Here is a 24383-nt window from a genome sequence, read left to right as displayed (position 1 = left end):
AACAGTAGGAAGTAAAACGGAGGTTTAAAAATATTAAAATTTTCACTAAATAATTTTAATATTTTAGTCATAAACTCCACTTAGCCAGTAAATTTCATATAAAAACACTAATCTGCCTGAGTTTAGCCAGCCACAGTCACAAAAAAACGACCCGTAGGTCGTTAATTTTTACTGAATTGGTATTAGCCTACTGCATGTAACTTTAATTGATTCTGATAAGGCTCAGCCCAACGTAATAACTCAACACGGTTACGTGCATGGGTTTTTCTAAAAATGGATGAAATATGTGCCTTAACAGTGTGCTCACTTATACACAATCCTGTAGCAATTTCTTTATTGCGAGCTCCGCTGGAAACCTGTTGAATAATGGTTTTTTCTCGGCGGGTTAATTGTTGGAATGATTCAGAACCTTCGGTTGATAATGCTCGTGGGGTATCGATTTGACTCACTAATTGACGGAACACACGGCTGATCAAAATTCTGTCATACCATAGTTCATCTGCTAGGACTTTTCGTAAGCCCGTGAGCTGTAAATCCATTCGTTGATCTGCAAACAGTAAACCTCTAATGCCCAATAACAGCGCAGACTCTTCATCTAAAGAATCCTTGCTCACATTATAAAGTGCCACAGGCACATGCTTAACCAGCAATGAAGCAACCAAAGGGATGCCATTACAGTCAATCGCAGCACCTTGTTGAGAGATAAGGTAGAAACTACTGCTATCAGCGCTAGGTTCAAGTTGCTCAATATCTGAAACCACTCGCGTCTTCAATCCAATTGATTCTGCAAGCATAGCCAGGTGGCAAGGTGCAGCCACCTGATGAAGAAACACCACTTCATCAATATTATTCATCACTTCTCTCCCTGAGATATTTCACTTAGTCCATTTAATGCTTTGTAATAATTACCTTTAACCAAAAGAACTAATACAAAGCAGACTAAGTCAGTCTACATAGAGTTGACCTAGTAATAAAGTATGCCGGATGAAAATCATTTAACAGAAACAGTGTAAAGACTAAAGTGGACATACAATTCAGGGAAATTAACGGATCCTTAAACCTGTGGTTTCATCTTAATCGCGATCAATTTGTTATGGTACTGACTCAACAATATTATCGCAGCAATCGCCCCTACTAATGCCATTGCCATGTCAGATTGCGTATCCCAAACATAGCCTTGTGTACCGAGAAATGCTTCAGCATCTTCGCCGGTAAGCGCAGCGACCCACCATTCAATAAGCTCGTAAAGTGCTGAGAATGCCAACGTAAAACAAATAGCCAAAAAGTTACACCAAGCGCCAAGCTTAACGACACCTAAGCGGATAAACACTTCTCTAGCTAAAATAACGGGAATAAATCCTTGCGCAAGATGACCGACTTTATCGTAGTTATTACGGGTCGTCCCCGTCCATTGTGCAATCCAGTCAAACAAAGGAACTTCGGCATAGGTGTAGTGGCCACCGACCATTAAAATCACACAGTGAATAAGGATCAAAACATAAGCCAAGCTCGTTAGGGGAAAGCTATTACGAGTAAAAGCAAGGATTGGCAGTGCAAGTAATGCCGGTAAAACTTCTAACAACCAAGTGAACTGATCTTTCGGCTCAATTGCAGACCACAGCAGAACCAAAAAAAAGATAACTAGCCATGCAATGCTTTTATTCAAAATATCTCTCCCATATACGATATTGTTCTTAATTTAGAATAAACACTTTAGCCATCCAGCCCTCTACACCGAGTTAAAAAAGTGCTACTTTGTTTATAGCTTGACAGTTTATACCTAAACCACGCTAGCGGTTGAATTTAGTCGTCTCTGCGATGAGCTTAGATATACATAATACAAATAAACCAAAAGGGTACATAAATCATGGCGAAACACTCGCTGGACAAGGATAAGATAAAAATCCTGCTGTTGGAAGGCGTCCACCAATCTGCGGTAGATGTATTCGAACGAGCGGGTTACACCAATGTTGAATACCACAAAGCAGCACTGAGCGAAGAGGATCTACTCTCTTCGATTCAAGATGCGCATTTTGTGGGTCTTCGTTCCCGTACCCAACTGACTGAAGCGGTATTAAGTCACGCTGATAAACTGGTCGGTATTGGTTGTTTCTGTATCGGTACCAACCAAGTGAGCTTAGCTGCTGCTGAAAAACTGGGGGTCCCCGTCTTCAATGCACCCTTCTCTAATACTCGAAGTGTAGCTGAGTTAGTGCTGGGCGAGATCATCATGTTGCTGCGTGGGATCCCTCAGCGCAACGCTATGGCTCATCGAGGCGGCTGGCTAAAAAGTGCTGCAGGCAGTTATGAAGCACGCGGAAAAACACTCGGTGTTATTGGTTATGGCCATATCGGTACCCAGCTAGGTATTCTTGCTGAAACCTTGGGCATGCGGGTTATCTTTTATGACATTGAAGACAAGCTACCTTTAGGCAACGCGCAACAGGTACATTCAATGGAACAGCTACTGTCGCTTGCCGATGTGGTCAGTTTACATGTACCAGAAACACCGCATACCAAAGAGATGATTGCTCACGCTGAACTGGCTTGTATGCGCAAAGGCAGTATCTTAATTAACGCTTCACGCGGCACCGTTGTCGATATTGATGCGTTAGCCGCCGCGCTCAAAGAAGAACACCTGTCAGGTGCAGCAATTGATGTATTCCCTGTCGAGCCAAAATCGAATAACGATGAGTTTGTCAGCCCATTACGTGGGCTTGATAACGTGATATTGACTCCTCATGTGGGTGGTAGCACGGCTGAAGCACAAGAAAACATCGGTATAGAAGTGGCTGGGAAACTGGTTAAATACTCTGATAATGGCTCGACCATGACCGCAGTTAACTTCCCTGAAGTTTCATTAGCGCCACACTCAGGTACCTCGAGATTGCTACATATTCACCGTAACAGACCCGGGATCCTTATCCAGATTAACTTGGCATTTGCAGAGAAAGGCATCAACATTGCCGCTCAGTATCTACAAACAACAGCTGAAATAGGATACGTGGTGATGGAGGTTGATTCAGATAAAGCTGATGAGGCACTCACCGAAATGCAAGCGATTGAAGGCACAATTAGAACTCGACTACTTCACTAAGTCAGTCCTATTTAGCTGAAATCAGTTTCAGCGGATCTTCTAAGGCCGTACAATTCGATATTGTACGGCCTTATAGTTTTAATAAACTTGCGGTATGCAACTTTTCGCAGCCTATGATTAGCGTTACAATCATCACTCTTCTCGTTTAACTCTTGGACTTGCTCATGACCCTGTCAACTTCTCAGCCTAACTGGCCTTTAAACGGACAACAGCCTTCCCTTATTGTGTCCCAGTTATCTCATTTAGGTTTAATGTCGGTAACGGGAGAACAAGGCCGCAGCTTTATACATGGTCAAGTCACTGCCGACATCAGCTCACTTGAAGACAATCAATGGCGCTGGGGCGCACATTGCGATCCTAAAGGGAAAATGCTTGCCACCTTTAGAACCTTTGCGAAAGACGGCACCCTATTTATGATGATGCCAAAACAGACGTTGGCATTAGATCTATCTCAATTGCAAAAGTATGCCGTATTTAGCAAGGCTGACCTCACTGATGTGAGCGATGACTGGCTACTTTTAGGCGTTGCTGGTGAGCAAGCATCAACTTGGTTAACCGAGCAATTTGGGGCATTAAACGACGAGCTGACGCTTATCGACAATGGCATGATCATCCAAGATGCTGGCCGTTTTATTATTGCAATCGAGCAATCGAGTGTAGAGCGTTTCAATACACTGACTGAAGCAGTGACTTTTGATGCAACGGCATGGCAAGAGCTAGAAATATTAGCCGGTTACCCGAATATTGGCGCTGTGCATAATGCTAAATTTGTGCCGCAAATGTGTAACCTGCAAGCGATTAATGGCATTAGCTTCAACAAAGGCTGCTACATGGGCCAAGAAACTATCGCTCGAATGAAATACCGCGGTGGCAACAAACGCGCACTCTATATTGTCTCAGGTACGGTATCAGCTGAATTAACCGCTGACAGCCAATTAGAGATAGCCTTAGAAGAGGATGCTGGATTTCGACGCGCTGGTACCATTATTGAAAGTGTTCAACGAGATCAGCAGGTATTGTTTACTGCAGTGTTAGCCAATGACACACCGATGGGCGCCACACTGAGAATCGCCGGTGATGATACATCACAACTTAGTGTCATTGCCCTGCCATACTCTTTGGAAGAGAGTGACTAACGAGTACTGTAATAAAAAAGGCGCCTAAGGCGCCTTTTTTATGGATGGTATAAAGTCGTTACGTTTCATGATGCTCATCGCGAATTTGCGTGACCTCTGCCAAAATTTGTTTAAAATGCTCGACCAGCTCAGGATCAAAATGTTTGCCTGACTCACTCTCGATAAGTGCCATTGTATCGGCAACGGTCCAAGCTTTTTTGTAGGGTCGAATCGAGGTTAATGCATCAAACACATCGGCAATTGCCACTATGCGACCTTCAATGGGAATGTCCGTCCCTGCCACGCCATTTGGGTAGCCACTGCCATCCCACTTTTCATGGTGACTCAAGGCGATACGTTTGGCCATTTTAAGCAATGGGTCTTTATGTTCGCCAATAATTTTGGCGCCTATTTCTGCATGACACTGCATCTCTTTCCATTCATGTTTATCTAATTTCGCCGGCTTTTTTAATATTGAATCAGGCGTGCCTATTTTACCAATATCATGCATTGGAGCGGCATTGTAAATGAGATCACAGTACTTGTCTGGCAACCCAGACTGTACCGCCAACAAGCGAGCATAATGGCTCATCCTAATAACATGTAGCCCGGTTTCATTGTCTTTATATTCAGCAGCTCGCCCAAGACGTCTAATAATCTCAAACCGTGTCTCTTCTAGCTCTTTTGTCCGTGCTTTTACTTCCTGCTCAAGCAGCCGTTTTTGATCATAAAGCGCAAGATGGGTTTTTACCCGCGCTTGTACCACAGGAGCACTCACTGGCTTAGTGATGTAATCAACTGCGCCCAGCGCAAACCCTTGGGTCTCATCTGCGGTTTCAGCCAATGCGGTAACAAAAATAACCGGTATATGGCAAGTCAGCGGGTCAGTCTTTAAACGCTCACACACCTCGTATCCATTCATCCCAGGCATCATCACATCGAGTAAAATAAGATCAGGGGCATTTTTTTGCGCTAACGCGAGTGCTTTAGGGCCATCAATAGCCACTTTAATCTTGTAGTCATTACTCAAGATCCCCACCAAGATATCGATATTACCGGGGGTGTCATCCACAACTAAAATGGTGGCTTTGTCCATTAAACCTACTCTCCTTATTAGACCCAAACGATGAATCAAGTATAGTCAGCTTTAAAACCACGCGCGTTTCAAAGCGCTGTATTTGGTTACCAAAAAGCTGAATTTAACTCTCTACAAGTCAAATAACGACTTAATCAGCTCGGCGGCATCATCAAATTGGTAGCGATGGATCATCGCTCGCGCTGGGCTGATTTTATGCCACATATCTGCGGTCACCTGACCTTTTATTTCGTCCATTTTGTCAACGGCATCAGAGTCAGCATCTTCCAACATGCTCAGTAATACTGCTGCCGTGGCTGCCAGTTCAACATCGGATAAAGTCTGACTTGGTGTGCTCTGCTCAATTAACGCATCATGATTGGGGAGCTGCGACATCCACTGAGATATGGCATCACAAATAACGGCGATCAGCTTTTCGAGTTCGACTAATTCAGCAGCAACATCCGCTTCACTTGAAGCAATTAACTTGGTTTCAATGACTCTAGCCACTTCAACTAACTTAGGGGCACATAAGTTACCCGACACCCCTTTTAAGGTGTGTGCATAGCGAATGGCATCCTCAGTTTTACCTTGGCTTATTGCTAATTCAATCTGTTCAGCGGTATGCATCTGCCCGCTATAGAAACGCTCGAATATGCGTCTATAAAGACGAATGGAGTTTTGGACTAACTGCAAACCTTTATCCACATCAAGTTCTGCATGTTGCGGCCAAAAAAGCACTTGATCGTCTACTTCGGTCTTATCAAAATCGCTGGCCAATACCTCCTGCTGACCATCACCTAGATACTCCAACAAGGTTGTATAGAGCAGCGACACCTCTATCGGCTTGGCAATATGAGCATTCATTCCTACTCGTAAACACATCTCTTTATCGCCCGCCATTGCGTTGGCCGTCATCGCCACCACTGGCAATTCTGCAAGTTCAGGGATTTTACGTAATGCCTGCGTGGCCTGATACCCATCCATTACTGGCATTTGGCAATCCATTAAGACCAGATCAAATGACTGCGTCGCTAGCTTTTCTAACGCGATTTGGCCATTATCTGCAATCGATAAGATAATCCCTACCTGCTCGAGAAATTCAGTCGCGACCTCCTGGTTCATATCATTATCTTCAACGAGTAAAATACGCTTGCCTTTGAGCTGTGCCAGTAGCACTTGGCTAATGTCAGTGCCCTTACGCCGTACTGGCATGGCGCCATTTTTACCCAGCGATGACATGATCCCATCAAGTAAGCGCGAGGCACTGATAGGTTTAGTAATGTAACCAGCGATACCACTGTCATTAATATTATCTGTAAATTCTGTATTTGCGTGGGCTGATACGATAAGTATTTTAGGTGGGGTATCGCTGCCATCGATGATGGCAGCCGATGTTTCTAAGCCGTTCATCTCTGGCATTAACCAATCAATAAGGGCGACTGGATATTGCGTAGTCTTGCATCGTTCTATGGCTTGAGCACCACTCTTTACGGTATCCACTTCAAAGCCCATACTTTCAAGCGTGGTACGTAAAATATCACGGGCAGTGGCATTATCGTCTGCCACTAAAATACGTATTCCTTCTAACTCTTGGCCCACTTTTAACAGTTTATTGTCAGCCACTTTAAACTTAACAGTGAAGAAAAAGGTACTGCCATTACCGAACTGACTTTCGACACCTATTTCGCCACCCATCAGCTCCACCAGCTGTTTACAGATAGCCAGACCAAGACCGGTACCACCGTATTTACGCGTCGTCGATGCATCTGCCTGACTAAAGGATTTAAACAACTTATTGCGCTGCTCTTCCGTGAGACCGATACCATTATCTCGTACGCTAAACCGCAGTGTAATCGAGTCGTCAATCTGCTCTAGTTGGCTAATAGAAAGCAGTATTTCACCTTGTTCGGTAAATTTAACCGCATTATTCATTAAATTAATCAGCACTTGCGACAGCCGCAGTGGATCACCTTCGAGCTGCCTTGGAATATTGGGCGCAACAGCAAACAAGAGTTCCAACTGCTTATCCGCGGCTTTAACCGAAAACATGTCACTTAAATCTTCGAGCATGGTATCTAGCTGGAATGGCACCGATTCTATATCAAGCTTACCCGCCTCAATTTTTGAGAAATCTAAGATGTCATTAATGATCCCCAGCAACGACTTTGAGGCTCGATCAATTTTCTGTACATAATTTTGCTGCTTATTGTTTAACTCTGTTTGCAGACACAGTTGAGACATGCCGATAATGGCATTCATTGGGGTGCGGATTTCATGAGACATATTAGCTAAAAAGTCACTCTTAGCTTTACTGGCTGCATCGGCTGAATCTTTTGCCTGTGTTAACTCATCCGAGATCTGTTTTAGCGATGTGATATCAGACATCGACAGCACGGCAGAGTTGAGCTTACCGTGTTTATCTTGCAAGCCGGTTAATGTCACATCCATCCACATCACATTGCCAGATTGGCTCAACAGACGGATCTCCGTGGTCACGCTACTGCCGCCATTTTTCATCAACTCCGTAAACATCGACTTGGCCGCATCGCGATCATCATTATGGTGATAATCAAAGAACGAGGTGCCTTTAAGATCGGCTGATGACAGTTGCATATAATGGCTGAATTGCTCGTTACAATCTAAGATCGCACCGCGATCATCCACATTCACAATACCAATACCCGCGTTATCGAATAACGCTCTAAAGTGGGCTTCACGCTTAGCCAACTCTTTGTCTATCTGCTTTCGCTCAGTAATATCCATCAGGTAGCCGTTCCAGACGATGCTGCCATCGGCTAATTGATTACCGTGCGCTCCCGCTTGCAACCAACGAATGTCCCCCATTGGGTGGCGATAACGAAACTCTTCTGTCCAGTTTAAGCCTGACAAGCTAGCACCAGATAATGCTTCAATAATATGCGAACGCTCATCGGTGATAATACAATCAGCAACCAGATCGAAATTGTCGACCACTTGATCTCGATGAAAGCCCAATGTGGTAATGCAGGCACTTGATAAAAAGGTGAACTCGCGATCACTGTTTGATCGCCAATGCAACTGGTAAACGGTACTCGGGATCGATTCCGTTATTGTTTCTAGCTGTTGTTGGGATTGCGCTATTTTCTCTTGCGCGACCTTACTATTGGTGATGTCGTTAATACTGCCATCAAACCAAAGAGCAACACCCTCAGCGTTATAGATCGCTTTACCCTTTTCATGTACCCAATGAATACTTGAATCACGGTGTTTGATCCTATATTGCACTTCAAAGCTTTTTTGCTCGGCTAAGGCTGTTTCTATGGCATTATTTGCCGTGACGAGATCTTCCTCAACAATCAGACTGGTAAAGCTGCGCTTATTGTTCTCAATAAAGTCAGAGGCTGGATAACCACTGATATCGCCAATATTGTCGCTAATATATTCCATCACCCAAATGTCTGCGACACGAGTACGATAAACGGCACCGGGAATATTAGTCACTAAACCACGGAAACGGTTTTCGCTATCTTTTATACGTTTAGCAATCTCTAATTCTTCGGTTATATCACGCACGGTGGCGGCAACTTGGCGCTGGCCGTCGGCATCGACAGGTAATAAACCAAGGCTGATCTCCACCGGAAATTTGCTACCATCAGCTTTCAGTGCCATCAAGTCTGATGCTAGGCCTAGGCCCATTTTTCGATCTCTACCTTCTGCAACAAACTTGGCTCGCAAGTCGGCGTGCTGGGGTCGAATCGAATCTGGTACCAACAGATCAACCGACATCGTCAGCATTTGCGCTTCTTCATAGCCAAATAGTAACTGGCAACGACTGTTGGTAAATACCAACTGCCCAGCTTCATCAACAATGAGCATCGCCTCTGGCGCAGATTCAAGTACCGCATTGGACCACGCCGCCGCAGAAAATGTCTCGGTCACATCATTAAATAGCATTTCAACGGAAAGCAGCTCTTGACTGTCAGACAGTAACGGCTGCATAAAAACATCTAAACGGTATAATTTTCCTTTAGTATCAAGCATTTCAATTTGGTGAGGCGGAACATTCTTACCGTGTAATGCCTCATCCATATAATGCCAGTTTTGATCATTAATCGGGTTATCGGAGAACATTCTCTGGTACTTACGCCTGAATAACTCAGGGCTGACGCCAAGCACCTTCTCAACGCCTGCGCTTACTTGGGCTATTTGACCATCAGGTTCAATCGAGCAATAAAAAGATTTATCGCTCATACCATCAATTAATTTGGCAAAGCGGTTACCACGAGAATCAAGCAAAGCTTGTTCGCGCTCTTCTAGCACCTGCGCCATATCATTGAACTTATCAGTTAGGGTAATAAGTTCACTCGCAGCCCCCCGAGGTTGATCCAGTCGTTTGGTTTTTCCTGCGCCAAAAGCAACGATTCCCGCTTCCAATTCTTCTATTGGACGCGTTAGTCTTCTGGCCGTCAGGTAACCCGTGAGTAATAACACCGCAGAGATAAGCAGCAAATTTAATGCTAATGAAGAGAAGCCAAGTAAAAAATTATTATGTAGATGTTGTTGTTGGGTCATTATAATAACCCGCCAATTTAGGGCAGGGACAACACCTACACTCGCCAAGAAGGTGCCACCTGAGCTGTCTTGCACCTGGCTATAACCTGCAAGGCCACTCTCGATTAACTCAATAAAAGGTTGGTTATCGGTAGATTGTGCTAACCATTTATCTGCTCCCCTTTGCAACAGCAACGATTGATCCGCGTGATAGATAAGCTGGCCTTGGTCGTCAAGCACCACGATTCGTTCTGCTGCCACATTCACCATTTGAGGAATAGCATTCAACGCCAGATCGACGGTTATGACCCCAGCGAAGGGTTGTGACGGACCAAAAGGCTGCGAATAACTGATCATCAATGCATTACCGGCACCTTCGTCAAGATAAGGACTAGACCAGTAGCCATTGATATTATTTATCGCTTTAGTCCACCACTCCCACGAACCGTCAGTGTAGTCATAACCATCGATGCCTATATCGATGATATTGATCTTCCCCTTGTCTCGGTAAGCATAAGGGGCGAACAGCTCTCTCTCACCAATCGATCCCTTTTGAAAGGCAATAGCACTGCCATAAAAATCAGGATGTCTATCCAATCGACGGGTTAATAACAGTTTGAGTTTATCTTCATTGTTGAAGAGTGATTTGGTATTCCCTTCACCCAATAGGTCTGCAATCGAGCGGGTATCATTTTGAGCAGAAAGTAGAAAAAATTGGATCCTGCGGGCAATATTTTCAGCCTTTTTTTCTAGGTCATCATAAATGTATTTCTCTTCAGCTTGGTAATTAAACCAACCATTAATACTGAATACGACGGCCATTATTGCAATTAACGGTAAAGCTATTTGCGATAAAATTCGGCTACGAAAGGTGCGAAGTCTGCTCATATCCATAATCCACAGTGCTATTGGTCATCATGAGTTAGGTAAAAATATTGTAGTTGAAGCTACTATTACTTTTGATACTCATGCGTAGTCAGTTAATTAAAAAGAGGAAGTCAGTGCTAGCTCAATATCCAAACGGTCTCGAAAAGGGAATGACCATTATCTCGACCACAGTCTTGTTCAGTTAGCGTACGGGAACTCTGAAATGAGCATGTTAAAGCCGCTTAGGTATACGCCGTGATCCATAGTGTAGACAAGACTTGGAGCCAGTACCTAAAAAGACATCAATAACATTTTGATGATGCTAACCATTTGATGAATAGTAAAAATAGTACAAATTTCACTCAGCAATTACCTAGTAGACTCAACATAGCAGTTGTTCATTTGGACTACAAATTATTTTGTTTACACTTTAGCTACATATCGTCAACTCAATTAAGCACATTCACCTATCCAACACATATTTGTAGACTTGAAGAGTTTAGCGCTACAGGACTTAGATAAATGGTGCTAATAATCAGCGATCTAAATATAACTTTGATGCGTATTTACACTGGATTGCATGCTAGATTAGTTGTTGTCAGCTAAATAAATAGTTTTTGAGCAAAACCAAGGATATCACTGCGCAAGTTTATGCCGTGCGGGGTCGATAAAGGAGTTGTTATGGGTAACAGTATCGTGGCGTTAAAAGCGGTATCTAAAGGATTTAATGACGGCGATAAATATCATCAAGTGCTAGATGATATTAACCTACAACTTGAAAGTGCAGACACTGTTGCACTAACAGGACCCAGCGGCTGCGGAAAAAGCACTTTACTTAACATTATCGGTGGTTTTGAATTTATCGATAGTGGCACACTTTCGCTATTCGACAATGACACCACCCCTTGGCAAGATAAGCAGTGGAGCCAATTTCGGCGTCAGCATTTAGGCGTTGTCTTCCAGCAGTTCAATCTACTCACCCCGCTCAATGTAAAAGACAATATTGCTTTTTCTTTACGCTTGAATCGACAATCGTGGACACCATGGTGCGATCATCTGCTCAAGCAGTTAGGCTTAGACACCGTGAAACATCGTCATGTTGAAACGCTTTCAGGCGGACAACAACAACGCGTCGCGATTGCTCGAGCCTTAGCGCATCAGCCCAAATTACTGTTAGCCGATGAACCCACGGGTAATCTTGACGAAAAAGCCGGTAAAGAAGTAATGCAACTGCTTACCGAACTGGCTCGCGAATCAAATACCAGTATTCTGATGGTGACGCATAGCGCTGAGTGCGCGGCATTCATGCAAAGACGCTGGCATTTAGAGCAAGGCAACATCAATGAGTAGCCAATTAGGCTTAACCGTTCGACTCAGCCTGGCTGTTTTTGCTCGGCATTACCTCAAAGCTCCCTTACAAGCAGGCGCTATTTTATTGGGTTTTATTTTGGCAGTAATGCTGCTAATCGGGGTGCGTGCCACTAACGAAAATGCAGTGCGCAGCTACTCACAAGCGACTGAGCTGTTAAGCCAACGTGCACAACTCATTTTAGCGCCCGTCGCAGGTAAAAAAGTCATCGCTGATTCGGTCTATATCAGCCTGCGTCAAGCTGGCGTAACGCAATCATTGGCTGTGTTATCAGGGACCGTCACAGATAGCAAAGGCCAGCGCTGGGATATTCAAGCCAGTGACCTCATCGCCGCGCTCTCAATACAACAATACCAGAGCAAATCCAATGACACCGCAAAACCCGCCAAAGTATCAATGCTTTCAAGTGGCATTCCGCTAGCCAAATTGCTCTCTGGCAAACCTTATATACTCATGAGTGAAAGTCATGCTGAGCAAGTTGCCCCAAAAGGCATACTCGAACTCGAAGGTGTCATGCTGTCAGTCATTTCAGTTAGCGACGAATTCGGTCTAGGGAATGCCATTTTAATGGATATTTCCCTCGGACAGCGGTTACTCGACCGTCCAGGGGAACTGAGTTATATCGCGCTCTTTGGCAATGCCAGTCAATTAACCGCAAGAGTCAGTCAAATATTTAGTCAGCAAAGCGGTAAGCAGTTTGAGTTAGCGCTGCAAGATGAGGGAGAAGGACTCACCAGTTTGACCCGCAGTTTTCATTTAAACCTCACGGCAATGAGCTTACTCGCCTTTGTTGTCGGGCTGTTTATCGCTTATAACGGTGTACGTTATAGCTTATTAAAACGACAAAAGTTGTTAGTGCAACTGCAGCAGCAAGGTGTCCCACAACGCGCATTGTTAATTGCACTTTTTCTGGAGCTATTTGGCTTAGTCATTATGGGGTCGGTGCTCGGTTTTATCTTGGGCTTACAGTTAAGTCACTGGTTACAACCGATGATAGCGTTAACGCTTGAGCAGCTTTATGGTGCCAGGCTGTTACCGGGCTTATGGCAGTGGAGTTGGCTCTATCAAGCTATTGCACTCACTTTTGTAGCAGCCATATGTGCATGTTTACCGCTGTTTAATGCGCTGGCTAAACAGCCACTCGCGCGCAGTAGCAGTCGTTTTGAGCAACAACGCTATGCGGGTAAATATCAACGAATACTGTTTGTAACAGCAATAGGTTTACTAACACTAGCCGCAACACTTTTTCCCTTTAGCCGCGACTATCAACATAGCTTAATCCTGTTGGGTGTTGTCACGGTTGCCATCCCTCTATTACTGCCATTATCACTGCAACTTTGCTTGTCTGTTGCCGCACGTGTAAGTCGTAATGGCTTGTGGCAATACGCAGTGGCTGAGAGTAAAGAGCTAATTGCGCCATTGTCGTTAGCAATGATGGCCATGTTACTCGCACTTACCGCCAATATATCGATGAACACCTTAGTAGGCAGTTTTGAAATAACACTTAAGAACTGGTTAGATGCTCGCTTATATGCCGATATTTATATTCGCCCACCCAATGACAAAATCGCAGCGACCCAAACACTGTTAGCCAAACAGGCTAAAGTCAGCGCCGTTTATGGCCAATGGGTGCATAAAAGTCATTATCAGAATGCGCCAGTCAGCCTGATGACACGAGATGTTCACTCACTGAGAAACAGTAACCAAATGAAGGCACAAGTAGATAACTTATGGCCGCAGTTTTTTGAAGGCCGTGCCTTGATGATCAGCGAGCCAATGGCGATTAAGTATCGACTTGAGGTGGGCGATCTTGTCTCGTTACCTGAATTTAAAAATGCCTCACAGCCACCTTTACCTATCGGGGCGATCTTTTATGATTACGGTAATCCGTTAGGGCAAGTGATTGTCAGCCAACATACGTGGCAGCGATTAGCATTGCCGAGCAGTCCCACCAGTATCGCCGCCAGCTACACTGGAGAGATAGCCGAGCTTGAGCAGATCTTACAACAGCAAATACCGTTATCGGCGGCGCAGATGTATAACCAAGCCAAGATAAAACTACGTGCGCTGGAGATTTTTAAACGCACTTTTTCAATAACCTTAGTGCTCAACAGCCTAACACTGATGGTTGCAGCCATCGGACTGTTCAGCGCCTGTTTGATGCTCACTCAAGCAAGACAGGCACCATTGGCTCGACTATATGCACTTGGCGTCAGCCGCAATCAACTGCGCGGCATCGTATCATTGCAAATGCTGTTGATTGTATTGTTCACCTGTCTACTCGCATTACCCGCAGGCGCACTGCTTGGCTACCTATTGATTAACAAAGTGACCCTGCAAGCCTTTGGTTGGAGTATCGCCATGGTGTGGGACTGGCAAGCTTATTTTCAAGTTGTGCTTATCGCGCTTGGGGCAAGTGCGCTGGCAGTGCTACTGCCGCTCTATTGGCAAACCCGTAAACCGCTGATAACCAGTTTGCAGCAGGAGGCATTATGAACAGAGCCTTACTCTCGGCTTTATTGATAAGCTTCATTACCGTGTTCATTACTGCCTGTTCGCCTGCGGCGTCGCCTTCAACAGGCATGGGACAGTTACTCGATGGTAATGCCCAAGGTTATACTCCCGTCACGCCAAATGTCAGTTTGCAGTTTCCAGCTGATCATATGGCACATAATGATTTTAGGCAGGAGTGGTGGTACCTCACCGCCAACCTTGAAACAGAATCAAAAGAACAAGTGGGACTCCAGTGGACTCAGTTTCGGATCGCACTTTCACCACCGTCAGCACCACCTGCTCAACAAGCAGATAGAGCACAGCTAGCCAGTAGCGCCATCGATAGATCACCTTGGCAGACAAAGCAGCTTTATATGTCCCATACCGCCGTCACTAGCAAGAGCAGCCATAAAGCTGAAGAGAAGTGGTCCCGTGGTCATGTCAGTATTGCAGGTACACAAGCGGAGCCATTAACCATCCGTCAAGATGATTGGCAATGGCGCAGTCAAAGCAAACAGCTATTTCCGGCGACATTAAATGTAGCAACTTCAGATTTCAGCTATCAACTGCAACTGGATACAACTGCACCTTTTCAACTGCAAGGCGATAACGGTTATAGCGTAAAAAATGCCGCTGGCAGCGTCGCCTCCTACTATTATAGCCAGCCGTTTATCACGGTGACAGGCAGCCTGGTAAGAGATGGAAAGCGAGAAAAGGTCAGTGGGCATGCTTGGTTAGACAGAGAGTGGAGTTCGCAGTTTCTATCGAAAACTCAGCAAGGCTGGGACTGGTTTGCGATTAGATTGGATAGCACCAGCACCCTAATGCTGTTTCAGCTTAGGGATGACACTGGCGACCAATCTCATTTTTACAGTGGCAGACGCATGTACCAAGATGGCCGTGGCCATAATATCAGTAATCAACAAATTACCATGACAGCAACCGCATGGCAGCAAACACCATCGGGCAGATACCCTGTCCAATGGCATATCCAGATCCCATCGGAAAATATCGATATTACGACTACCCCGCTGAATAACGATTCCAGTATGCCGCTCTCTATCCCTTATTGGGAAGGCCCTATCGATATTAGCGGCACACATAATGGAACGGGTTATATGGAACTCACTGGATATTAAGCATCAAATCTCTACTCGGGCCTGCATAAAGGCCCGCTACTGCTAACGACCGCCGCTACAAGTAAACCTTAAATAAGAATGGTTATCATTAATCAAGCTTTTGAATATACTCATTATTTAATGTAGCGCAAGCTAACATTCTAAATGGACAAAAACCAATCAAGCTTCTAATCTTTATTGACAAATTTGAGAACTAGATCACCTAGAAAAAGTTGATCTTGGTCGATAAAAAACCTCATTACCCCTTGTGAGGTATACCCACAATTTTTTTGAGGTCTAGACTCAATATAAATCTTGGTAAGTAGCCAGTCATTTTTATGCAATGTTATTTACCGAAACGAAGAAGGTAAAAAGATGAGCAAAGAATTTCATATCACCAGCTTAGTTGTGCACGCCGCGAGTAAGTCTGTTGCAGATATCACCCAGCGCTTATCTGCGCTTGAAGGCGCCGAAATCCATGCAGTTACCGATGAAGGCAAATTTGTGGTCACCTTAGAAGGTGAAACACAACGCTCTATCCTCGATAACGTTGAAGCTATTAATGCCTTTGAAGGCGTTATTAATAGTAGCCTAATTTACCATCAAGTCGATCCAATCGATCCAGTAGAACAGAAGAGTGAGGAACACCATGAGCATTAGCCGTCGCGAGTTTCTAAAAGCCAACGCTGCAGTTGCCGCCGCAACAGCCGTAGGTGTAACTCTGCCAGTGAAGATAGTCGAAGCTGCAGAGCAAAAAGATAGCATTAAGTGGGACAAAGCACCTTGTCGTTTTTGTGGCGTAGGTTGTAGTGTTCTTGTAGGCACAGAAAATGGCAAAGTCGTCGCGACTCAGGGCGATCCTGAAAGCCCTGTGAACAAAGGCCTTAACTGTATTAAGGGCTACTTTCTATCTAAGATCATGTACGGAAAAGACCGTCTAACCACGCCTCTTTTACGCATGACTGACGGCAAATATGATAAAGAAGGTGAATTCACTCCAGTCAGCTGGGATACCGCACTAGACACAATGGCTGATAAGTGGAAACACACACTTAAGACTAAAGGCCCAACTGCAGTCGGTATGTTTGGTTCAGGCCAATGGACTATTTGGGAAGGTTACGCTGCCTCTAAACTACACAAAGCGGGCTTCCTGACTAACAATATCGACCCTAACGCTCGTCACTGTATGGCTTCTGCTGTAGGTGGCTTTATGCGTACCTTCGGTATCGATGAGCCAATGGGTTGTTATGATGACCTTGAAGCCGCTGATGAGTTCGTCCTTTGGGGCGCTAACATGGCAGAGATGCATCCAATCCTTTGGGCTCGTCTTTCTGATCGCCGCTTAAGCAGCCCGACCAGCCGCGTACATGTATTGTCAACTTACCAAAACCGCAGCTTCGACTTAGCCGATAACGCCATGGTTTTCCGTCCTCAGTCTGACTTAGCGATATTGAACTACATCGCTAACTACATCATCCAAAATGATGCTGTTAATAAAGACTTTGTCACTAAACACACTAAGTTTGCACTCGGTACTACCGATATTGGTTACGGTTTGCGTCCAGAGCATCCGCTAGAGCAAAAAGCTAAGAATCCAGGTAGCGGTAAGTCAGCGCCGATTAGCTTCGACGAATACGCTAAATTCGTTAGCACTTATACGCTTGAATACGCTGCTGAAATGAGTGGTGTAGAGCCAGAAAAACTTGAATTAATGGCTAAGGCTTATGCCGATCCAAAAGTGAAAGTAATGAGCTTGTGGACCATGGGAATTAACCAACACGTTCGTGGTGTTTGGGCTAACAACATGCTCTATAACATCCACTTACTAACAGGTAAGATTGCCACTCCTGGTAACAGCCCATTCTCACTAACGGGTCAACCATCAGCCTGTGGTACTGCGCGTGAAGTGGGTACATTCTCACACCGTCTGCCAGCAGACATGGTCGTTAAGAATCCTAAGCACCGTAAGATCACCGAAGATCTATGGCAGCTGCCTGAAGGCACGATTCCGCCAAAGCCCGGTTACCACGCGGTATTACAAACGCGTATGCTTAAAGATGGCAAGCTGAACTGTTATTGGAATATGTGTACCAACAACATGCAAGCCGGCGCAAACATCAATGAAGAAATCTACCCAGGGTTCCGTAATCCAGAAAACTTCATTGTAGTGTCAGATCCCTACCCAACCGTTACCGCGATGGCTGCTGACTTGATTCTACCTACCGCGATGTGGGTTGAGAAAGAAGGTGCTTACGGTAACGCTGAACGTCGTACTCACATGTGGCATCAACAAGTTAAAGCACCGGAAGGCGCTAAGTCTGACTTATGGCAGCTAATGGAGTTCTCTAAGCGCTTCAAAGTGTCTGAAGTTTGGCCTGCTGAACTTATTGCTAAGAAACCAGAATACGCTGACAAGACGCTTTATGAGGTGTTATTTGCCAACGGTGTTGTCGATAAGTTCCCAGCTGATCAGTGTAAAGCGGATCTCAATGATGAGTCTGACGCCTTTGGTTATTACGTTCAAAAAGGTCTATTCGAAGAGTACGCCCAGTTTGGACGTGGTCATGGTCACGATCTAGCCGATTTCGATACTTACCATGAAAACCGCGGTGCACGTTGGCCTGTGGTTAATGGTAAAGAGACGCTACGTCGCTTCGTTGAAGGTAGCGATCCGTATGTCAAAGCAGGTGAAGGCTTTAACTTCTACGGTAAGCCAGACGGTAAAGCGGTTATCTTTGCACTACCCTATGAGCCTGCTGCGGAAGAACCAAACGAAGAGTACGATATCTGGTTATCAACCGGTCGAGTTCTAGAGCATTGGCATACTGGTTCAATGACAGCCCGTGTACCTGAGCTATATCGCGCTTACCCAGATGCACAAATTTTCATGCATCCAGAAGATGCTAAAGCACGTGGCGTAAAACGCGGTGACGAAGTGATTGTAGCCTCGCCTCGTGGTGAAGTTAAGACAAGAGTAGAAACTAAAGGCCGTAACAAGCCGCCAAGAGGCGTGGCATTTATGCCGTTCTTCGATGCGCGCCAATTGGTCAACAAACTGTTACTCGACGCGACAGATCCTCTGTCAAAAGAGACAGATTTCAAGAAGTGTCCAGTTAAAGTGACTAAAGCATAACTAACCCATAAGCGGAGATAAACTAATGAAAAAATTATTGACTGCAGCTGCGTTAGTGATGGCGCTCAGCGCATGTTCAGGCCAGCAAGCAAATACGCCAGCAGAGCCTGTTAACATCAATTCACTTGGACAGTCTGCAATCACCGAGATTCGGGCAGCAGACCCTGCTGCAACGTATCCCAAACGTGGTAAGTCGATTGAACGTACTTTTGTACATCAACCACCGATGATCCCACACAAAGCGGGATACCCAATTACACTGAAGAAAAACGGCTGTATGAGTTGTCATAGTCCAGCAAAAGCAAAACGCATGAAAGCGACCCAGATCGATCCGTCGCATTTGCTTGCCGATGCCAAACTGAACGATCATTACTACAACTGTACTCAGTGTCACACACCGCAAGCTGAGAACAAGACCGAATTGGTTGAGAACACATTCTCAAACAACTAAGTTAGTAAGCTATTTACTGAGCTTGAAAATTAAAAACCACCTCAAATGAGGTGGTTTTTTTATCGGTTAAATTTATCTTTAACGATCACCTCCCAACCCCATAAAATTAAGCAGTAAATTTCTAACAGCTGTTATTTTGTGGACTTAATCCAGCTCTAGACACAAAAGCCCTATCAAGCCTTGATACTGGTCAATTAACATCCAAATTAACTGCCTTGCTCTATCATTATTGACTATAGATCAACTGACAACACAAAACTGAATAGTGAGAGGAGATGTGGTCATTCCGGGGTTAACGAGCAAGCAGGCGATAATGCTATTGAGGCAGTATGGTGAAAATAGTTTGCCTAAACCGCCAAAAAATAGTTTCTTTCGACTGTTTATGGTCCAGTTTCGTAGCGCATTCATTTATGTGTTATTGGTGGCGGTTATTGTTTGCTTACTGCTTGGCCAGCTTATTAATGCGTTCTTTATCTCGGTAGTATTACTGCTTAACGCGCTCATTGGCGCCATTCAAGAATACTCAGCACAACAAGCAGCCGATTCATTAGCGCATATGGTGCCGCAGCAAAGTAGAGTACTCCGAGATGGCCATCCGGTACTCGTTGACAGTAAAAGCTTGGTGCCTGGTGATTGGGTTATCCTCAATGGCGGTGACCGTATCGGTGCTGACATCCATCTTAAACAATCCAGTCAATTTCAGGTCGATGAGTCGGCTCTCACCGGTGAATCCGCTTCTGTCAGTAATAAGAAGCAGGCTTTTGCCGGCACCTTAGTCACCCATGGCCGAGCCGAGGGAGAAGTCTTCGCAACAGGAACCCACACTCAGATTGGACAGATCGCCGACTTAGTCCACCAGGGCGGCAATACTAAGCCGCCACTGATGCAACGAATCGATCAGTTCACACTGCGCATCGCGATAGCCATCATCATTATTATTGCGCTCATATTTGGCCTGACCTTAATGCGGGGTGCCGCCCTCTCTGATGTGTTTTTACTCGGCGTGGCATTGGCCGTATCTGCGATCCCAGAAGGGTTACCCGCAGCGATCACTGTCGCTCTCGCTATCGGCATGAAACGAATGGCAAAAGCCAACGTAATCGTCCGCAAATTGGTGGCGGTGGAAACGCTAGGTTCCTGTACCTTTATCGCCTCAGATAAGACCGGCACATTAACGGTCAATGAGATGACGATTGGGCAAATATGGCTTGCGAACGGGCAGAGATATCAGGTGACGGGAGAGGGATTGAGCCCGACAGGTATTGTCCAATCTAAGGATAACAAGTCCCCTGCTGACTTAACGCTAGACCCCGCACTCAAACAGTTAGCCACTGCGGGAGTGCTCGCCAATGAAGCGCATCTGGTATTTGAAAAAAATGAGTTGCACGCTGATGGCGATGGTGTTGATTTGGCTTTCCTCATATTAGGTCACAAACTCAAACTGCCCTCTACCACGCTGCGGCAGAAACGGCTGACCCTTTTTCCCTATGAATCAGAAAAAGGCTTCAGTGCCAGCATTGATGATAGCGAGCTAGGCCCATCAATCTCAGTCAAAGGTGCGGTAGAAAAACTTATCCCTATGTGTTTGCTTAGCTCAGAACAGCAGCAAATCATTCTCAGGCAAACGCATTCGATGGCTATGCACGGCTACCGGGTACTCGCATTAGCTCGCGGCTTAGGCAACCCCGTAGATAGTCATTTCAATGATCTCGAATTTCTCGGGCTTGTTGCCATGAGTGACCCCCTTAGACCCGATGCCATAAGTGCGATCGCCTCCTGCCGAGAAGCACAAATCAAGGTCGCTATGATCACCGGTGACCACCCTGCTACCGCGCTAACGCTGGCACAACAGCTTAATATTGCCACAAAGGATGATAGTGCGATAACAGGTCTGGCTCTGGAAAAAGCAATGCATCAGGGTGAAAGTGAATTTGATCAACTAGTCTCTAGTCACAGGGTGTTTGCTAGAGTTAAGCCTAAACAAAAGATGGAGATCACTCAATCGCTTATCAGGCAGGGAGAGTTTGTCGCTATGACCGGAGATGGCGTCAATGATGCACCGGCCCTCAAACACGCTCATGTCGGTATTGCCATGGGGCTCAGGGGAACCGATGTTGCCAGAGAAAGCGCCGCATTGGTCCTCACCGATGATAAGTTTAGTTCGATTGTAAAAGGGATCATCGAAGGGCGTATCGTCTATAACAATATTCGCAAGGTGATTTATTTGCTCATCAGTACTGGTGCAGCAGAGATCTTCCTTTTTATTCTCAGTGTGTTATTTGCACTACCGATCCCGCTTTTCCCACTGCAGATCCTCTGGCTGAATATCGTCACTAATGGGGTGCAGGATGTCGCACTCGCCTTCGAGCCCGCTGAAGGTAAGGAGCTATCTCAACCGCCACGATCACCAAAGGAGCCCATTTTCGATCGTTTAATGCTCGAAAGAGTTGTGACCAGTGCACTCACAATGGGCTTGGTAGCATTTGGTTTATTTGCTATATCGCTAAACATGGGCGCTGATGAAGTGGAAGCTCGCAACCTCACGCTTATGTTGATGGTGTTATTTGAAAATGTACACGCGCTCAATAGCCGTTCTGAACACAGGTCGCTACTGCAGATCTCTTTGTTTAGTAACCCTATCCTGCTTATCGGCATCCTTGTGGCCCAAGGGATCCATATTGGCGCCATGTATACCCCTGGACTAAATGATGCACTCCAGCTTAGTCCCATCAGTTTAGGTCACTGGTTGATCTTACTCGCCACAGCTTCAGTGCTCTTTATTGTGGACGAGGTACATAAAAGGTACTGGCGTATTAAACATCATCCGAACTTGGTAATCCCAATAGCTGATCGTCGGCCGGAATAACCAACACGTTGCTGCGCACACGGCTGATAATGGACTCAGCCATGTTGCCAATAACATAGCCAAAAATACCGCGACGCTGACATGCTCCAAGCACTAAGTCTCGCACCTTAAAACGGCAGGCAAGCTCATAAAGGCAAAGATCAGGTTCGCCAACAGTAATGTGAATGCAGTCAGGATCGAGATCTAGTTTAGCTAATTGATGTTGATATTTTTGATAAGCCTCTTTGACTAATGTGTTGGTATTGATCAAGTCCATATCGCGGATCAACTTAGGCACTCTAATGACAAAGGCTAGATGTAGTTTACTGCCCTTAGCTTTGGCTAGTGCCTTACCATGCTTAATAACCAATTGATTAAGTTGTTTTTTAATAGGCTTATCACTACCCAGATCGACTGCCATCATGACGGCATTGCCCCTATGCAAAGGGTTATCTGTCAGTAACATTAACGGAATTTTGACATTACGGATCAAATTCCAATCAACAGGTAGATAGTGATCCGCATGATGTACCGCTTTTACCATGAGATCGAAACCATGACGAATAGAATGATAACAGGCATGTTCAGACAGATCTTTGCTCCATACGCTATGGACGGGGACATCTTCTGCCTGCAATTTTTCCAGTTCGCCTTCCACTTTCGCCTCTCGCTGCTTCATCATATTCTTATGCGCTACTGCTGCAAAGCGAGGGTTGTAATACTCTGCGCTGCCGAAATATTCAAAGCTATAAGCAAAAATTTCTGCACGTTTACCCAATGCGTTTGCCAACTCTATTCCCGTCGCAATAGCATCGGTATGAGATTCCTCTCTTTGCGAAATAATAAACACCTTGTCCATGGTTTACTCCTGCCATTATTACCTTACTCTAGCTTAGACAAGCATATGCGTCCTCGCCTCAGGATGACGCATATACATGATCAAGATCAAAGCGCTGTTATTAACCAAATAAGGGGGCAACAGTGGCAATAGATAGCTTTGTCATTTCCATTTTTCTTATTCTACTTTTTGGCCGCTTGCTAGGGGAGCTTGCTCGTCGATTAGGCTCCCCCGCCGTCGTGGGGGAGATTATGGCGGGACTGCTGATTGGCCCTTCGATTCTGGGTTGGGTTACTCCGCATAATACTCTGTCGGTTCTGGCTGAATTAGGGGTGATTTTACTGCTATTTGATATCGGCTGTGATACTTCCATTAAGCGTCTATATCATGCTCGTGGACACTCAACCTGGGTAGCATTAAGCGGTATTTTAGTTCCTGCTGTGGTCGCCAGTACTGCCGCTGCATACTGGCTTAATTTACCCTCATTTACTGCGCTATTCTTCGGCTGTGCCCTAACGGCCACCAGCATTGGAATATCAATACGAGTGATGGCTCAAGCAAAACAAACACAAACGATTGAGGGCCAAGTGATCTTGGGCGCTGCCGTAATAGATGATATCGCTGGGGTAATATTACTGAGCATATTATTGAATTTTCATGATTCAGGCAGTTTAAGTGTCGGTTCGATACTCATATTAACCATTAAAGTTATTGGGTTTTTACTTATCGCTCCACCCTTTGCGCGCGTATTGATTTATCTAGCACGCGGCCTTCAGCCTCAGTTTAACCAATCCGGTTACGCTGTTTTTATCGTGATCACTCTAATCTGTTTATTTGCATGGTTAGCTCACTTATTCGGTGCGCCCGCACTATTAGGTGGCTTTGCCGTTGGAATGGCATTATCTAAGCAGTTTATTTCGCCGATAAACCGTTACCTACGCAATCCTTTTCATTTTACTCATCAACTGGAAAAGTCGACCAAACCACTCATCGATATTTTCGCACCGATATTTTTTGTTTATGTTGGCATTACCGTTGATCTAAGCCAGTTAGAACTCACTACAACAGGCTTACTGCTACTACTTTGGCTGGCACTGATCGCCATCTTGACTAAACTCGCAGCCGGTCTAACAGCAAAGGGATCATGGCGAAGAAAACTCATCATTGGCTGTGCGATGGTTCCTCGCGGTGAAGTAGGTCTAGTGTTTGCTGAAATGGGCCGCCAAGCCAGCATCATTTCACCTAAGTTATTCACCGAATTAGTCATGGTTATCGTCGTCACGACCATCGCCGGACCGCTCATGCTAAAGTGGTCACTCAAAGGACAGAGATTGATCCATAAGTAAGTGCGTCTACGACGATACATGATAATTCTAGTTAACTGTTCATCAAGATGTTGATGTTCAATAATCGGTCGAAGAGGAAGTACTAGACTCTTTGTAGAAAAGT

Annotated in this window: 15 protein-coding genes; 10 read left to right on the top strand and 5 right to left on the bottom strand. The window is 45.2% G+C overall.

The features are described 5' to 3' along the window. Positions 1-182: 182 nt before the first annotated feature. Complete coding sequence (locus tag CXF82_RS21020; RefSeq protein ID WP_101092362.1) at positions 183-854, bottom strand: helix-turn-helix transcriptional regulator; 672 nt, start codon at positions 852-854, stop codon at positions 183-185. A 200-nt stretch (positions 855-1054) separates the two neighbouring features. Then, positions 1055-1666 carry a DUF2238 domain-containing protein gene (locus CXF82_RS21015; RefSeq protein ID WP_101092363.1) on the bottom strand — a complete coding sequence of 204 codons (612 nt, stop codon included), beginning with the start codon at positions 1664-1666 and terminating at the stop codon, positions 1055-1057. Between the two features lie 201 nt (positions 1667-1867). Between CXF82_RS21015 and serA the strand changes: the two genes are divergently transcribed. Both serA and ygfZ read left to right on the top strand, forming a co-directional pair. Further along, positions 1868-3097 carry a phosphoglycerate dehydrogenase gene (gene serA, locus CXF82_RS21010; RefSeq protein ID WP_102039588.1) on the top strand — a complete coding sequence of 410 codons (1230 nt, stop codon included), beginning with the start codon at positions 1868-1870 and terminating at the stop codon, positions 3095-3097. Positions 3098-3261: 164 nt separating this feature from the next. Continuing rightward, entirely contained in the window at positions 3262-4233 is a 972-nt protein-coding gene (gene ygfZ, locus CXF82_RS21005; protein ID WP_101092366.1) for a tRNA-modifying protein YgfZ, read from the top strand. Between the two features lie 58 nt (positions 4234-4291). Here the strand turns inward: ygfZ and CXF82_RS21000 are convergent, their stop codons facing one another. Beyond that, positions 4292-5308, bottom strand: coding sequence for a response regulator (locus CXF82_RS21000; RefSeq protein WP_102044885.1), 1017 nt, complete (start codon positions 5306-5308; stop codon positions 4292-4294). A gap of 111 nt (positions 5309-5419) precedes the next feature. Beyond that, positions 5420-10714, bottom strand: coding sequence for a PAS domain S-box protein (locus tag CXF82_RS20995; RefSeq protein ID WP_102044884.1), 5295 nt, complete (start codon positions 10712-10714; stop codon positions 5420-5422). Between the two features lie 654 nt (positions 10715-11368). On the opposite strand from CXF82_RS20995, the gene CXF82_RS20990 reads away from it, so the two are divergent. The 7 genes from CXF82_RS20990 to CXF82_RS20960 all read left to right on the top strand — a co-directional run bounded on the left by CXF82_RS20990 (position 11369) and on the right by CXF82_RS20960 (position 22117). Further along, on the top strand, positions 11369-12037 hold the full coding sequence (locus tag CXF82_RS20990) for an ABC transporter ATP-binding protein (RefSeq protein ID WP_102044883.1): 669 nt from the start codon (positions 11369-11371) through the stop codon (positions 12035-12037). Beyond that, a complete protein-coding gene (locus CXF82_RS20985; RefSeq protein WP_102044882.1) occupies positions 12030-14552 on the top strand; it encodes an ABC transporter permease in 2523 nt (840 codons plus the stop codon). The genes CXF82_RS20990 and CXF82_RS20985 overlap by 8 nt, the downstream gene beginning before the upstream one ends. Continuing rightward, positions 14549-15688, top strand: a complete 1140-nt coding sequence (locus CXF82_RS20980) for a lipocalin-like domain-containing protein (protein WP_102044881.1) — start codon at positions 14549-14551, stop codon at positions 15686-15688. The genes CXF82_RS20985 and CXF82_RS20980 overlap by 4 nt, the downstream gene beginning before the upstream one ends. A 354-nt stretch (positions 15689-16042) precedes the next feature. Beyond that, a complete protein-coding gene (locus CXF82_RS20975; RefSeq protein ID WP_101092376.1) occupies positions 16043-16327 on the top strand; it encodes a chaperone NapD in 285 nt (94 codons plus the stop codon). Further along, positions 16317-18800 (top strand): nitrate reductase catalytic subunit NapA, encoded by a 2484-nt coding sequence (gene napA, locus CXF82_RS20970; protein WP_101092378.1) that lies wholly within the window; start codon positions 16317-16319, stop codon positions 18798-18800. The genes CXF82_RS20975 and napA overlap by 11 nt, the downstream gene beginning before the upstream one ends. A gap of 25 nt (positions 18801-18825) precedes the next feature. Next, entirely contained in the window at positions 18826-19251 is a 426-nt protein-coding gene (locus CXF82_RS20965) for a nitrate reductase cytochrome c-type subunit (RefSeq protein ID WP_101092380.1), read from the top strand. A 265-nt stretch (positions 19252-19516) separates the two neighbouring features. After that, positions 19517-22117, top strand: coding sequence for a cation-translocating P-type ATPase (locus CXF82_RS20960; protein ID WP_308303195.1), 2601 nt, complete (start codon positions 19517-19519; stop codon positions 22115-22117). Here the strand turns inward: CXF82_RS20960 and CXF82_RS20955 are convergent. Then, positions 22065-22955, bottom strand: a complete 891-nt coding sequence (locus tag CXF82_RS20955) for a universal stress protein (protein ID WP_101092383.1) — start codon at positions 22953-22955, stop codon at positions 22065-22067. The genes CXF82_RS20960 and CXF82_RS20955 overlap by 53 nt on opposite strands. Before the next feature lie 122 nt (positions 22956-23077). On the opposite strand from CXF82_RS20955, the gene CXF82_RS20950 reads away from it, so the two are divergent. After that, on the top strand, positions 23078-24280 hold the full coding sequence (locus CXF82_RS20950) for a cation:proton antiporter (RefSeq protein ID WP_102039580.1): 1203 nt from the start codon (positions 23078-23080) through the stop codon (positions 24278-24280). Positions 24281-24383: the final 103 nt, after the last annotated feature.

Origin of the sequence: Shewanella sp. GutDb-MelDb (assembly GCF_002836075.1) — a bacterium.
Lineage (GTDB): Bacteria > Pseudomonadota > Gammaproteobacteria > Enterobacterales > Shewanellaceae > Shewanella.
Note: the sequence above shows the minus strand (reverse complement) of the source record. Positions and strands in the feature narration are given on the sequence as shown.

Coding starts and splice junctions, on each gene's coding strand:
- CXF82_RS20990 (WP_102044883.1), top strand. CDS start 11,369: ATGGGTAACAGTATCGTGGCGTTAAAAGCGGTATCTAAAGGATTTAAT.
- serA (WP_102039588.1), top strand. CDS start 1,868: ATGGCGAAACACTCGCTGGACAAGGATAAGATAAAAATCCTGCTGTTG.
- CXF82_RS20955 (WP_101092383.1), bottom strand. CDS start 22,955: ATGGACAAGGTGTTTATTATTTCGCAAAGAGAGGAATCTCATACCGAT.
- napA (WP_101092378.1), top strand. CDS start 16,317: ATGAGCATTAGCCGTCGCGAGTTTCTAAAAGCCAACGCTGCAGTTGCC.
- CXF82_RS20980 (WP_102044881.1), top strand. CDS start 14,549: ATGAACAGAGCCTTACTCTCGGCTTTATTGATAAGCTTCATTACCGTG.
- ygfZ (WP_101092366.1), top strand. CDS start 3,262: ATGACCCTGTCAACTTCTCAGCCTAACTGGCCTTTAAACGGACAACAG.
- CXF82_RS20995 (WP_102044884.1), bottom strand. CDS start 10,714: ATGGATATGAGCAGACTTCGCACCTTTCGTAGCCGAATTTTATCGCAA.
- CXF82_RS21000 (WP_102044885.1), bottom strand. CDS start 5,308: ATGGACAAAGCCACCATTTTAGTTGTGGATGACACCCCCGGTAATATC.
- CXF82_RS21020 (WP_101092362.1), bottom strand. CDS start 854: ATGAATAATATTGATGAAGTGGTGTTTCTTCATCAGGTGGCTGCACCT.
- CXF82_RS20975 (WP_101092376.1), top strand. CDS start 16,043: ATGAGCAAAGAATTTCATATCACCAGCTTAGTTGTGCACGCCGCGAGT.
- CXF82_RS20985 (WP_102044882.1), top strand. CDS start 12,030: ATGAGTAGCCAATTAGGCTTAACCGTTCGACTCAGCCTGGCTGTTTTT.
- CXF82_RS20965 (WP_101092380.1), top strand. CDS start 18,826: ATGAAAAAATTATTGACTGCAGCTGCGTTAGTGATGGCGCTCAGCGCA.